13 protein-coding genes are annotated in these 13,207 nt (G+C 69.8%); 7 read left to right on the top strand and 6 right to left on the bottom strand.

Features of this window, described 5'->3' with window-relative positions; translation table 11 throughout:
* The 3 genes from AB0M88_RS43720 to AB0M88_RS43710 all read left to right on the top strand — a co-directional run.
* On the top strand, positions 1 to 1,015 hold a 1,015-nt coding region (locus tag AB0M88_RS43720; RefSeq protein WP_364112457.1), incomplete at its 5' end, for a sugar ABC transporter permease.
* A complete protein-coding gene (locus AB0M88_RS43715; protein ID WP_364112455.1) occupies positions 1,015 to 1,890 on the top strand; it encodes a carbohydrate ABC transporter permease in 876 nt (291 codons plus the stop codon). The genes AB0M88_RS43720 and AB0M88_RS43715, both read left to right, overlap by 1 nt.
* A gap of 6 nt (positions 1,891 to 1,896) precedes the next feature.
* Positions 1,897 to 3,522: a glycoside hydrolase family 13 protein gene (locus tag AB0M88_RS43710; RefSeq protein ID WP_364112453.1), complete on the top strand. Its 1,626-nt coding sequence runs from the start codon at positions 1,897 to 1,899 to the stop codon at positions 3,520 to 3,522.
* Positions 3,523 to 3,564: 42 nt separating this feature from the next.
* Here AB0M88_RS43710 and AB0M88_RS43705 read toward each other — a convergent pair whose 3' ends face one another.
* The 3 genes from AB0M88_RS43705 to AB0M88_RS43695 form a co-directional block, all read right to left on the bottom strand.
* Entirely contained in the window at positions 3,565 to 4,491 is a 927-nt protein-coding gene (locus AB0M88_RS43705) for an SAM-dependent methyltransferase (RefSeq protein ID WP_364112451.1), read from the bottom strand.
* Positions 4,454 to 5,464 carry a VOC family protein gene (locus AB0M88_RS43700; protein WP_364112449.1) on the bottom strand — a complete coding sequence of 337 codons (1,011 nt, stop codon included), beginning with the start codon at positions 5,462 to 5,464 and terminating at the stop codon, positions 4,454 to 4,456. The genes AB0M88_RS43705 and AB0M88_RS43700 overlap by 38 nt, the downstream gene beginning before the upstream one ends.
* Positions 5,465 to 5,543: 79 nt before the next feature.
* Positions 5,544 to 6,266 carry a spermidine synthase gene (locus AB0M88_RS43695; RefSeq protein ID WP_364112448.1) on the bottom strand — a complete coding sequence of 241 codons (723 nt, stop codon included), beginning with the start codon at positions 6,264 to 6,266 and terminating at the stop codon, positions 5,544 to 5,546.
* Between the two features lie 335 nt (positions 6,267 to 6,601).
* On the opposite strand from AB0M88_RS43695, the gene AB0M88_RS43690 reads away from it, so the two are divergent.
* Positions 6,602 to 6,916, top strand: a complete 315-nt coding sequence (locus tag AB0M88_RS43690) for a hypothetical protein (RefSeq protein ID WP_364112447.1) — start codon at positions 6,602 to 6,604, stop codon at positions 6,914 to 6,916.
* Entirely contained in the window at positions 6,916 to 7,497 is a 582-nt protein-coding gene (locus AB0M88_RS43685) for a carboxymuconolactone decarboxylase family protein (protein WP_364112445.1), read from the top strand. The genes AB0M88_RS43690 and AB0M88_RS43685 overlap by 1 nt, the downstream gene beginning before the upstream one ends.
* 85 nt (positions 7,498 to 7,582) lie before the next feature.
* Here the strand turns inward: AB0M88_RS43685 and AB0M88_RS43680 are convergent, their stop codons facing one another.
* Positions 7,583 to 10,660 carry a M14 family zinc carboxypeptidase gene (locus tag AB0M88_RS43680; protein ID WP_364112443.1) on the bottom strand — a complete coding sequence of 1,026 codons (3,078 nt, stop codon included), beginning with the start codon at positions 10,658 to 10,660 and terminating at the stop codon, positions 7,583 to 7,585.
* Positions 10,661 to 10,791: 131 nt separating this feature from the next.
* Between AB0M88_RS43680 and AB0M88_RS43675 the strand changes: the two genes are divergently transcribed.
* Positions 10,792 to 11,166: a DUF2795 domain-containing protein gene (locus AB0M88_RS43675; RefSeq protein ID WP_364112441.1), complete on the top strand. Its 375-nt coding sequence runs from the start codon at positions 10,792 to 10,794 to the stop codon at positions 11,164 to 11,166.
* 98 nt (positions 11,167 to 11,264) lie between these two features.
* Positions 11,265 to 12,074, top strand: coding sequence for an SDR family oxidoreductase (locus tag AB0M88_RS43670; RefSeq protein WP_364112439.1), 810 nt, complete (start codon positions 11,265 to 11,267; stop codon positions 12,072 to 12,074).
* A 115-nt stretch (positions 12,075 to 12,189) separates the two neighbouring features.
* On the opposite strand, the gene AB0M88_RS43665 is transcribed toward AB0M88_RS43670, so the two are convergent.
* Together AB0M88_RS43665 and AB0M88_RS43660 are read right to left on the bottom strand one after the other, a co-directional pair.
* Positions 12,190 to 12,801 (bottom strand): hypothetical protein, encoded by a 612-nt coding sequence (locus tag AB0M88_RS43665; RefSeq protein ID WP_364112437.1) that lies wholly within the window; start codon positions 12,799 to 12,801, stop codon positions 12,190 to 12,192.
* 47 nt (positions 12,802 to 12,848) lie between these two features.
* Complete coding sequence (locus tag AB0M88_RS43660; RefSeq protein WP_364112435.1) at positions 12,849 to 13,196, bottom strand: PadR family transcriptional regulator; 348 nt, start codon at positions 13,194 to 13,196, stop codon at positions 12,849 to 12,851.
* Between the last annotated feature and the right edge of the window lie 11 nt (positions 13,197 to 13,207).

The following is a 13,207-nucleotide window of genomic DNA, read 5'->3' as shown; positions in this document are numbered from 1 at the left end:
TACACTCATTCCCTACCCGACGCTCTTCCGCACTCGGCCGGCCGCCGATCAGAAAGGCAAGTCCCGCATGGCGACCACCACGACCGCCGCCGCGCCGCTCCGGGCCCGCGCGCACGACCACGCCGGGCGCCGGCGGCCCGGGCGGCTGCGGCGCCGCCTCGGCGACAACCTCGCGGCGTACGGCTTCCTGGCGGCCGCCCTGCTGTGCTTCGGGCTGTTCTCCTGGTATCCGCTGGTCCGCAGCATCACCCTCAGCCTGCAGCAGGACAACCTGGTCACCGATCCGCAATGGGTGGGCCTGGACAACTACCGGGCCCTGTTCGCCGACCCGCTGCTCGGCACCGCGATCCGGAATACGTGTGAGTTCACCGGACTGGCGCTGGTGTTCGGCTACGCGATCCCGGTCGCGATGGCGATCCTGCTCAACGAGCTGCGGCACTTCAACACGTACTTCCGGCTCGCGGTCTACCTGCCGGTGATGCTGCCGCCCATCGTCAGCGCGATGCTGTGGCAGTTCTTCTACGACCCCGGCCAGGGGCTGTTCAATACCCTGCTGCACGGCGCGCACCTGCCGACCTCCCAGTGGGTGCAGTCGCCCCGGACCGCGATGCTCTCGCTGGTGCTGGTCTCCACCTGGGCCAACATGGGCGGCTCGGCGCTGATGTACCTCGCGGCCCTCCAATCGGTGCCGCCGGACCTCTACGAGGCCTCCGAACTGGACGGCGCCGGCGTGTGGAAGCGGATCTGGCACGTCACGCTGCCGCAGCTGCGCTTCATCATGCTGGTCATGCTGCTGCTCCAGATCACCGCGACCATGCAGGTGTTCATCGAGCCGTTCCAGCTGACCGGTTTCACCAACCCCGAGACGATCACCGTGATGACGCTGATCTACCGGTACGCGTTCGCCGTCAACCAGGACTTCGGGCTCGCCGCGGCGCTCAGCGTGCTGCTGTTCGTCGTGCTGTCCGCGTTCGCCGCCCTCTACCTCCGGATCACCCGGGAGAGGACCGTCTGATGCGTACCCTGATCTCCGACGTCGCCCTCAAGCGGCCCCGCACGCGCGTCGTCTACTTCACCGTGCTCGCCGTGACCACGGTCGTCGTCGCCGCGGTGTTCCTCTACCCGTTGTACTGGATGGCGACCGCCGGGCTCAAAACCCCCGCGGACTTCGCCGCGCAGTCGGTCACCGTGCTGCCGAAGGACCCCGGCCTTTCCGCGTACGCCGATGCGTGGTCCCACATGCGGATCCCGCACTACTTCGTCAACACGGTCTACTACGCGGCCGGTGGATGGCTGGTCCAGGTGGTCGTGGACGTCAGCGCCGCGTACGCGTTGTCGAAGCTCCGCCCGATGTTCGGCGGCCTGATCTTCGCCGGGATGCTGGCGACCCTCATGCTCCCGGTCGCCGCCCTGCTCGTACCGGCCTATCTGACCGTCACCGACGTGCCGCTCGTGCATCTCAACCTGCTCAACTCGCCGTGGGGGCTGTGGCTGCCGGCCGCCGCCAACGGCTTCAACATCTACGTTCTGAAGCGCTTCTTCGACCACATCCCACACGAGATCCTCGAGGCCGCCGCGATGGACGGCGCGTCCCGGCAGAAGACCCTCACCCGGATCGTGCTGCCGCTCTCGCGACCCGTCCTGGCCGTCATCTCGATCTTCTCGATCATCGGCATGTGGAAGGACTTCCTCTGGCCGATGCTGGTCATGCAGGACCCGGACAAGCAGACCCTTTCGGTTGCCCTGCAACGGTTGTCGGCCAGCAGTCAGGTTCCGCCCACCGAGATGATCGCCGGCCTGACCATCGCGGCCGTCCCGATGATCGTCGTCTTCGTGATCTTCCAACGTCACATCCTCGGCGGTCTGTCCGCCGGCGCCGTCAAGGGCTGAACCTTCATGGGAGTAGCTGTGCCTCACAACTGGTGGCGTACCGCCGTCATCTACCAGGTGTACGTACGCTCGTTCGCCGACGCGAACGGCGACGGCGTGGGCGATCTGGCCGGTGTCCGCCGGCGGCTGCCCTATCTGGCGGCGCTCGGCGTCGACGCCCTGTGGTTCAACCCCTGGTACGCCTCCCCGCAGACGGACGGCGGCTACGACGTGGCCGACTACCGGGCGATCGACCCGCTCTTCGGCGACCTCGCCGAGGCTTCGGCGCTCATCGCGGAGGCGCACGACCTGGGCCTCAAAGTGATCATCGACATCGTGCCCAACCACGTGTCGGATCGGCACGCCTGGTTCGCCGAAGCCGTGGCGGCCGGCCCCGGCTCGCCGCCGCGGGAACGGTTCTGGTTCCGCCCCGGCCGCGGGGCCCTCCCACCGAACGACTGGCAGTCGGTGTTCGGCGGCCCGGCCTGGACCCGCGTCACCGAACCGGACGGCACGCCCGGCGAGTGGTACCTGCACCTGTTCGCGCCCGAGCAGCCCGACCTGAACTGGAACAGCGCCGAGGTCGCCGCCGAGCACGAGGACGTCCTGCGGTTCTGGTTCGACCGCGGGGCCGACGGCGTACGCATCGACTCCGCGACCATGCCCGCCAAGGACCCCGCCCTCGCCGACTTCGACCCGGCCGACCCGCCCCTCCCCCACCCGTTCATCGACCGGGACGCCGTCCACGACATCTACCGGGCCTGGCGGGCCGTCGCCGACGGGTACGACCCGCCGCGCGCCCTGATCGGCGAGGTCTGGCTCGACAAGCCGGACCGGCTGGCGATGTACCTCCGCCCCGACGAGATGCACACCGCCTTCAACTTCGAATACCTGAACTGCACGTGGGATCCCAAGGCACTGCGGCATGTCATCGACGCCACCCTGGACGCGCACGCCCCGGTCGGCGCCCCCGCGACCTGGGTGCTGTCCAACCACGACGTCACCCGGCATGTCACCCGCTACGGCCGCGCCGACAGCTCCTACGGTCACCGCCTGCGCCAGCACGGCACCCCGGTCGACGTGGCCCTCGGCCTCCGCCGGGCTCGCGCCGCACTGCTGCTCGACCTGGCGTTGCCCGGCTCGGTCTACCTTTACCAGGGCGAAGAACTCGGACTGGAGGAAGTCGAGGACATCCCCGGCCACCTCCGCCAGGACCCCATCTTTCACCGGACCCACGGCGCGGACATCGGCCGCGACGGCTGTCGCGTCCCGCTGCCGTGGTCGGGCGGCTCCGCCCCGTTCGGCTTCAGCCCCGACGACGCCACCGAGCGGCCGTGGCTGCCCCAGCCCGCCGGCTGGAACACCCGCACCGCCGAGGTTCAGACCGGCGACCCCGACTCGATGCTGGAGCTCTATCGCACGGCCATTCAGCTGCGCCGCGAGCACCTCACGCCGGTTTCCGCGTCGCTGGAGTGGCTGCCCACCGACCCGGAAGTGCTGTCCTTCACCCGGCCCGGACGCTTCACCTTCCTGGCCAATCTTTCCGGCGAGCCCGTTCCCTTGCCCCCGGCCGCCCAGGTCCTGCTCACCAGCGGCCCCTTGACCGCCGGCCTCCTCCCCCCGGACACCGCGGCCTGGCTCTGCTCAGCCTGACCGGCCCGCCGGTGCCCCGGCCCCGCGCGAGCGCAGCCGTTCTTACGCGGGTTTGCGGCCGACACCGCCGCTGATCTTCAGGTGGGTCGAGGGGGCATCGGCATCCGGACGCCACTGGCCGACGTCGACCACGCCGGGCGGCAACAGATCGAATCCGGCGAAGAGCCGCTCGATCTCCTCGCGGGTCCGGAAGTAGGTCTCCACCGCCGTTCCGTCGGCGATCGAGCGGAGAGCGGCGATCGCGGCCGGGTCGCTGTGCGCCGCGAACTGAGACAGCACAAGATGACTGCCCGGCGCCAGCGGCCCGGCGAAGCGAGCCACGATGCCGGCCGGATCCAGTGCGTCCGGGACAAGGTGCAGCACGGCGGCGAGCACCACGGTGACCGGCTCGGCGAAGTCGATCAGCCGGTCGCGCCGAAGGCGGTCGACGATCTCCTCCGGCCGGCGGATGTCACCTTCGATGGAGGTCACCTCGTCGGGCGCGGCCAGCAGCGCATCGTTGTGCGCCTTCACCAGTGGATCGCTGTCGACGTAGACGATGCGGGCGGAAGGATCCACGGCATGGACCACCTCGTGAACGCTCGGCGAGGTGGGCAGCCCGGTACCGAGGTCGAGGACCTGTCGGATCCCCTGCTCGGTAGACAGGCGCACCCCGCGCAGCACGAACGCGCGGTTGGTGCGGGCGAGCAGGCGCTGGTCCGGCACCACAGCGAGGAGCCGGTCGGCGGCCTCCCGATCGACGGCGTAGTTGTCTTTGCCGCCGAGCAGGTAATCGTAGATCCGGGCCGCGCTCGGCTCCGTCGGATCGAACCCCGCCGATCGGGGCGGTGCGTCCTCCATAGTCGTAACGCCTCCCAGGATGCCGCCGATGCAGTGGCGCGATTGTAGTGCCCGGCTGCCCGACTCGCGCCTGGACGAGGACCGACGCGCTTCAGCCGGGAAGAGCCGACGGCGCGAAGCCGGCCGCACGCTCGATCTCGGGGTCGGGAATGGCCAGCACTTCGACACTCAGATCATGCCGGTCGGCAACGTATCTGACGACCGCGGGACCCAGGTGGGTTTCCTGATAGGAACGCACGGCAGGCCCGAGACCGGCCACGACGTGGCGGTAGTCGTCCACCGATCGAGAGCCGAGCGCGACGTTCATCAGCCCCTGGTCGCTCAGGCGGTAGTCGTCGGGGCGGGGCCGGGATCGGCCATCGGTGTAATGCACGACCTCGATCAGGAAGTCGCCGGCCCAGAACGCCGCCGACTCCACCGAGTCGTCGTGCTCCCACACCGTCGCGTGGGCCGGCCCGCTCACCGCGGGGTCGGCCGACGGCAGACCCAGTGAGGCGCCGAAATAGTCGACGGCGTCGGCCACATCCGGCACCACGACCCGCACGAATCGAGTCATGACCGCGACCGACGGCCGAGACACCCGCGGTAGGCCACCGCCGCGGCGCCGAACGTCGTCCTCCATCACCTCGATCAGCACGCCCTCGGGATCCTGGACCAGGACGCGCCGGCCAGGTGCAGACCCGGCAGTCGCCGTCACCGGTTCAGCGCCGAGCCGCCGCAGTCGCGTCAGTGTCTCGTCGAAGTCCCCGACGTGGATACCGACGGCGACGTATCCGATGTCCGACCAGCTGGACGCCGCCGGCCTGGGCCGAGGAGCCGGGGCCGTGTACTGGAAGAATTCGAGCTGGAAGAAGTCCTGTGCGTCGACGAGCCACGCCATGTCCAGCCGGGCCTCAGGCAGTCCCTGCATGGCCGCCACGTCCTCGCCACCCTGGCCCGGATTGCTGCCGGAGTCGACGAAGCCGAACACGTCCCGATACCACGCCATCGTGCCGGCCATATCCAAGGTGCTGAAGGCCACCTGGCACGCTGAAAGCGGATTCACCGCCGGCTCGGTCACCCTATGAGCATCCTCAGCTTCGCCGCCACGATTCGGGTTCACACCACGTTCGCGGCGCGTCGCCGACCTTTCTTACCGCTCCCGAGCCGCGCGTTCCGACGACCCCGGCCATCGGCCTGATTCAGGGTCGGCCGGTGGTGGCGACGTAGACGGTGTTGGCGGAGTTGCCCCCGGTCAGCGGGTTGGCGAAGGTCACCACCTGGGCGGTTGCCGTGGCGAAGCTCTGCCGCAGGGCGGCCAGGAATGCCTCGTCGGGCCCGTCGTCGGACCACAGCCCGAACACCCCGCCCGGGTGCAGGCGGCTGCCGAGTCGCTGTAGCCCGGTGGGGGTGTAGAGGTCGGCGTGAGTCGGGTCCAGGACGTTGACCGGCGAGTGGTCGATATCGACCAGGATGGCGTCGAAGCGGCGGTCCGGGACGGCCGGGTCGAAACCGGCGCCGTCGCGCAGCAGCGCGAAGAAGTCGCCTTCCAGCACGGTGGTGCGGGGGTCGGTGGTGAGGGTGCGGGCCTGCGGGAGCAGTTCACGGCGATGCCAGTCGATCACCGGTGCCAGCGCTTCGACCACGACCAGGGACTGGACCCGGTCGTCGGCCAGGGCGGTGCGGGCGGTGTAGCCGAGGCCGAGACCGCCGACGACGACGTCCAGCGGTGCGTTCGGCAGGGCGGCCAGGGTGAGCCGGGCCAGTTCCTCCTCCGCGACCGTGAACAGGCTGGACATCAGGTACTCGTCGCCGAGTTTGACCTCGTAAACCTCGGTTTTGGTGGTGGGCTCCAGGCGCCGGCGCAGGCTGACCTCGCCGATGCGGGTGGAGGCCCAAGCCAGTTCGGCGAATCGCGGGTGCATGCGGGGTTTCCTTTCGGCGCGCTGCGGGATCGCGCCGGCGAGAACGGGCCGGATGCTCGGGAACGCGACATAGCGACCATAGTCCTGCGGGGTCCGTAGGCGCTCACACGGCGCATAGCCGGCCGGGCACCGAAGCGGCACCGGCACTCGCCTCGGCGAAGTCGAGGCGGCGTCTTGGTCTTGACTCGACGCATCCGCAAGTCTTAGCTTTCGTTCGTGCCGACTTACAAAGCGTGGGAAGCTCTGGGCGATCCCTGGCCGAGCGACTCCACACTCAACCAGGGCTGGCCGCTCTACCTCGACCGGTACGCCGCGCTGCTCGGTGAGGACCACTGATGGACCTACCAGCCGACAAGCGCGCCGCGTATCGCGCCCTGGTGGACGCGGTCCTCGGCGGCCGGGGCACGGCAACGGCGGAACAACGGACCCGGGCCTTCGAGAACACCGAGACGGACCCGGCCCTGCGGCCCCTGCTCGAGAAGGTCGCCACCGCCCCGTCCCGGATCACCGACGCCGACTTCGACCGGGCCCGCGCCGCCGGTTCGAGCGAAGATCACCTGTTCGAGGTCGTCATCGCCGCCGCCGTCGGCCAGTCCACCCGCATGTACGAGTCCGCGCTGGCCGCTCTCGACGAAGCGACGGCCGGCTGATGCGCCCCGAGGTCCTCAACCACGGCTACAAACCGGTCACCAAGCTGCTGTTCGCCACCATCAGGCTGTTCTCCGGGAGATCGCTGCCCGACGCCGCCAAGCTCGTCTTCTACCGCCCCGACTTCTACGGCAATCCGGCCAAACGCTTCACCCACCTGGCCCTGCGCGGCCCGTCGACCTGGTCGGTCGGCGACCGCGAGCTTATGGCCGCCGTCGTCTCACAGGCCAACGGGAACGCCTTCTGCATCGGGGCACACACCGCAACCGCGGAACAGGCCTACGCCGACCCCGCCCGCGTCCAGGCCGTTCTCACCGATCCGGACACGGCCCCGATCGAGGACGGCCTACGCGCCACGCTGCGCCTGCTCACCAAGCTCACCCGCGACAGCACCGTCACCGCCGACGACATCCGCGACGTCCTCGCGGCCGGCGTCTCCCGCCACCAGATCGAGGACGCGCTCGCCGTGGCAGCCGCCTTCAACATCACGAACCGGCTCGCCGACGCGTTCGCCTTCGAAGTGCTCACCCCCGACGATTTCGCCGCCGGCGCCAAGTTCCTGCTCAAACGCGGCTACCAGTAGCACCGGTACGCGCGCAGCGAGCAGGACGAGACGACGAAGATCCCGGCCGCCCCCGCGGTCGGCGCCGCCGGGCGTGCCGCTCCGGTCAGTGCCGCAGTAGATATCTGAGGGCCCGGGCCGTCAGGTCGTTGCGGTCGGACGCGGACAGCTTCTCCAGGCCGAAGCCGAGGTAGAGGGTGCCGGCCGTCGCGGTCGCCGCGCCGAAGTCGTACGCCTCCCGGCTTCGGGTCCAGTCCGTCCGGTTGGCGGCGGAACCCGGCGGTGGGCCGGCGACGGCCCAGCCGCCGAGGTCGGCTTCGAACGAGGTCCGCGTTGCCGTCGTCCCGTCGACGTCGATCTGCACGTCGTCCAGAAACACACCGAAACCCGTGACGAATCTGTCGGAGGCATCCGAAATCGAGATTTCGACCCGCTTGCCGGCGTACGCGGAAAGGTCGGCGTCGAAACCCTTCCAGCCGTCACTCATGCCGCTCACCGCGTTCCAGGTGCCGGTGGTGCCCTGCGGCCCACAATCGGCGCCCCAGTAGTGCGCCAGGAACGGATGCGGATCGAAACCGAAGGACGGGCAGGCGAAGCCGGTGTCGGTCGTGGTGAGCCCGCCGGTGTCGGGAAGCGTCGTCCAGTTGTCGGTGCCGACCTCGTGGGCCTCCACGAACAGGAAGCCGTCGCCGTCGGAGCCACGGGAGAACTTGAACCGCAGATGGGCGTCCTTCGCCGCCGTGAGATCCACCGTCCTGGTCAACCGCTTGTAGGAGGCGGCGCCCTGCCCGCTGAACAGGTACCAGTCGCCGCTCGCCGGATCGTAGGGCCCGGGGCTGTCGCGGTGCCACGTCAGCGGGACGCTGCTGGTGAACTGCGGGAACTCAGCCGGTGGAAGCTGGCTGGAGGTGCTGAGGAACGAGGCGGTGTGCTGCTGGCTGCCGGTGGACGCCGTGAATCCGGCCATCTCGTCGGACCGGCCGGCCACGGCCTGGGTGCCGCCGTTGTCCACATAGGTTCCCGCTCCGAGCCAGTATTGCCGGAAGTCGTCGCTCAACGGCTGGCAGGTCACGTCTTCCCAGCTCTGGCATTCGCCCGGTCCGTCCGGCCGGTAGAGCATGTTGCCGCTCTCGGCGTAGGCCGCGTACTGCCCGGCGTAGAGCAGCTTGCCGCCTTCGTTCAGGTAGTCGCGGACGGCCGTCTCGGTCTGCGCCGTGGCACGGGTGGTGGCATAGTCGGGCTGGCCCGGGTCGCGCGGGACGATGTCGTCGCCGGTCTCCCACACCACGGCGCGGTAGTGCGAGAGCACACCCAGCGCGTCCGGTGCCCGCCGGCCGTGCAGGTCCATGTCGTAGACGTCGGCGGTGTAGCCCGCGTGGCGCAACGCATCGACGTGCACGCCGGCGTACCGGGCCGAGGTGGCCCCATCGGTGTTCGGCGGGTCGATGCCGGTGACGTCCTCGGTGGCCAGGACCAGAACGTCCCCGCCGATCCGGTCGGCGACCGTGTAGCTGAACGGTCGGCTCGCCGGACGACCGCGTGCGGTGAACCAAACGGTCACCTTGTCCTTCGCCTTCTGCCGCGGGACGGTCCCGCGCAGCTCGGTGAAGTATTTGTCCGCGGCGCCGCCGTACCGCTTGCCGCCCCGCCATTCGCGGACCGCGACCGTACGCTCGGGGCCGCCGTTGATCGTGTAATGCATCCGGACCGCGCGCAGTGACCGGCGGGCGATGACCGACACCTGCTGGCTGGAGCCGAAGGAATCGGCGAAGGCGTGCGGGACGAAGTCTTCGGTGCCGCGGCCCACCACCGACACCGGGTTGGCCGGATCTTTCGCCGACCGGGCGACCGACATGGCGAACGGCAGATTCTTGACGTACTCGGCCTGAATCAGTTTCTCGTCGTCCGGGAAGTCGAACTCCGTGCGGCAGTCCTCCGGATTCCACTGGTCGTCCGGGTCGGATTCGGCGGCGGTCTCGCAGGTCGACATCTCCGGGGCGAAACCGATCGTGCCGTACCGGTCCTGAGCGTGCGTGTTCGTGTCGCCGTTGCTGGTGTACATCTGCGCCGTCTGTTCCGGGTCGTAACCGGGTACCGCCGGAGTCGCGTGGTCGCCGGCCATCGCCATCGAGATCTGGTCGTCCGGGTTGACGGTCGAGACCTGCCAGCCACTGCCCCACAGCAGCACCTGGGCCGCGGAGTGGTAGTTCACCAGGAACCGGAATCCGACCCGCCGGAACAACGCGTCCATCGCCTGCGTCTCCGGTTCGGAGTCGGGCGCGGGGCCGCGGTAGGTGTCGTCGGTCGGATCGGTCGACGAACCCTCGTTGTCGTAGCCCCACTTGTCGGCGAAATTGCGGTTCAGGTCGACCCCGTCCTGGGGCCCGAACTTGCCGTCGCCGTCGTTGTCACGCAGATTCTTGCGTACGTAACGGAAGTCGCCGCCGGTGAACGTGATGTCGTAGCCGTCCGGATTGGCGACCGGCATGAACCACAGTTCGGTGCCGGCGAGCAGCTTGGTGATCGTCGGGTCGGTGCCGTAGCCGTCCAGCACATGGTGCATGAGACGGCGGGTCATCTCCGGCGTGATCCACTCCCGGGCATGCTGGGCGCCCAGGTACAGCACCGACGGCCGCCGGCCGTCCGGCACGGAATTGGCGTCGACGGTTACCTTGACCACCTCGATCGGCTGGCCGCTGACGGTGTGCCCGATCGTCTCCAGCTTCGCCAGCTTCGGGAACCGGGCCGCGGTGGTGGCCAGCTCCTCCCGGATGCCGCCCGGCCCGCTGTAGGGCCGGAACACCTTCGGTGCCTGCGCTTCCAGCGTCCGCATCCGCGCGGTGAGAGGTTTGACCCGCAGCGGTACGCCGGCTGTCGTGAGCCGTGCCGCCTGCGGCCGGTCGAGGATCACCTCGACCGCGGTCTTTCCACCCGCGACCGGCCGATGGGTGATCTCGTCGACGTCCACGCCGCCCGTGGCGAGCAGTTTCCACTGTGCACCGCTCAGCGTGCCCACATAGACGTCGAATCCGCTGTCGCCGGCCGGGGCCGCCCGGGCACCGGCGCGGTCGCGACAACCGACGTGACGGTGAGTAGGACGGCCGCCCCCACCACGGACCAGCGTGAACGTTTCACGAGTTTCTCCCGGTTCAAGGGGATAACTGTCCCGGACATCAAACACCATCGAATCAACCCGGCGAGGCCCCGGTCGAGCAAGGCATCGGCGCCGTCCTGCGGGGACGTAGACGCAAGCACCACCGCAGCCGGCCGAAGACTCCCTGTTTGTCGGCGCGACAGCGGGGAACGCACCCGGTCATGGAACGAGGTAGCAGCAAACACAGCGCTCGCGTCGACCAAGAGATGAAGCAGGAAGTCCTGGGCACCGTGCAGGGCGTCGCCGGGGGCCGAGCCGAGGAGTGGAAGATGGCCGAGCCGTCGGGGGAGGATCAGCCCGAGGTGACGCGGACCGTCGAGGCGGAGGCGGCGAACGACCTGAGCCGCTTCGGGCGCTACATCGGGCGGTCGGCGTTGCCGGGTGACCGCGACGCTCTGCGACGAAGCGCGGAGGCCCTCGAGGCCCCCGACGACATCCTGGCCGACCTGCGGGCGCTGCCGGACGATGTCGTCTTCCACACGGTCACCGAAATCTGGGCCGCCTTGGGCCGCGGCTCCGCCGAACGACGCCCTTGACCCGATGTTAGCGGCCGGGGCGGCTCCCCCCTGGGGCGGCTGCGCGGGCATCCGCCGCTCCGATGACGACGAGACGACGAGACGACAGGAGAATGAGGATGACCCAGCGATACCCCGACTACGACCAGGTCGCCGTGGTCACCGGCTCGGACTCGGGAATCGGCGAGGCGATCGCGGTCGCGCTCGCCGAGGCCGGGTTCGATGTCGGAGTGACCTACCGGTCGGACAAGGCCGGCGCGGAAAGCACGGCCGAAAAGGTACGCGTGGCGGGGCGGCGATGCGAGGTACGCGCGCTCGACCTGACCGGCCTGCCGGAAGCCGCCGAGATCGTCGACGAGTTGGCCGACGCACTGGGCGGACTCGGCGTGCTGGTCAACTGCGCGGGCACCGGCACATCGACGGCGGTCGTCGAGACCGGCTACACCCAGTGGCGCGAGGTGCTCTCGGTTGACCTGGACGGTCCGTTCCTGTGTGCCCAGCGCGCTGCCCGCCGGATGCTGGCCACCGGCCGGGGTGGCCGGATCATCAACATCACCAGCGTGCACGAGCATGCCCCGCGGGTCGGTTCCGGCGCGTACTGCGCGGCGAAGGGCGGTCTCGGGCTGCTCACCAAGGTGATGGCGCAGGAGCTGGCCGGGGCCGGGATCACGGTGAACGCGGTCGCTCCGGGCGAGATCGCCACCGAGATGACCGGGAACGAGGACGTCGACCCGCACACCGTGGACCGGCCGGGGATTCCGGCGGGGCGCCCGGGCGACGCCAACGAGGTGGCCGCGGTGGTCGCGATGCTCGCCGGACCGGCCGCGGCCTACATCACCGGTGCGTCGTACGTGGTCGACGGCGGCATGCTGCTGATGGGACCCCAGGCCGGCTCACACCTGACCTCCGACGAGTGGCGAAACGGTTGAGGCCGGGCAGCCCTCGTAGGCAACGTCACCCGCAACGCCGCAACCGCCTGCGGCCTGCTCTCGGCGATAAGGGCGCCCGCCCTCGGTTCCCTTACGACCATGCTCTCCGCACTCATCAGATCATGGCGATGGCATGCCCGGACTCATCCGGGTCCCGGCTCGGCCGGGCGCCGCAGCCGCTCGGAGACATCGGCAGCGGACGACGCGGCTCGCGCACGGCGGCCCCACCGGGCGGCGTAGGTCCGTCGCCCCGCGGCCCCGTCAGCACCGGCCGGGCCAGTCGCAAACCGTGGGCCAGCCCCACCGCGACCGCCAGACCGGCCACGAGCGCACCGGCGCCGAGGCGGTTGTTCACCGCGCCGGTCACCAGCGCCAGCCCGACCAGCCCCAGCAGCGGGATCAGGACGGCGACCCGGCCTCGATAGGCCAGTTCGCGTTTCCGGCGAGCACCCGTCCGATAGCGCAACCGCCGCGCCACACGCATCTGCCGCTTCGGCACACCGGCCGGGCGGGCGCTCGGACGGGCGCGGCGCCGCAGCCGGAACCTCGCCGCGGCACCGACGGCGTATTCCCTGATCACGCTGGCGGCGAGGTCGGCGAACGCCGAGAGCCAGAACCGCAGCCGGCTGCCACCACGATCCTCGACCACGTCGCGGTAGTGATCACCGAACGTCTGGAGCATCTGCTCACCGAACATCTGCCGATGCGCGGCCGGATACAGCAACATCAGCCGGCCGTAGACCCGCTGCGCCCTGCGCCTGCGGTCGCCGCACCTCATGCCGGTGCCACCAGATCGCGTTTCCGGGCCACCTCGACCACGCGGGCATAGCGCTGCACCTCGGCGGCCAGAGCGTCCCGCCCGTGGGCGGTCAGCCGGTAGTAGCGCCGGCGCTCGTCGTCCAGCCCCGGCACCGACCGCCTCTCGGCCTCCTCGATCAAGTTGTCGGCGAGCATGCGCTTGATCGAGCCGTACAGCGTCCCCGTGCCCATGGTCACCCGCCCCTGACTGTCCTCGGCGACCTGCTTGGCGATCTCGTACCCATGTCTGTCTCCGGTGGCCAGTGCGAACAGGATGTGAAACACGGCCGGGGTGAGCGGTACCGATGCCCGGTCACTCGTCATGCCGCGAGCAT

The sequence above is a fragment of the Actinoplanes sp. NPDC051411 genome, from assembly GCF_040682075.1.
Classification (GTDB): Bacteria; Actinomycetota; Actinomycetes; order Mycobacteriales; family Micromonosporaceae; genus Actinoplanes.
This window is presented reverse-complemented; position numbering and strand designations above follow the sequence as displayed.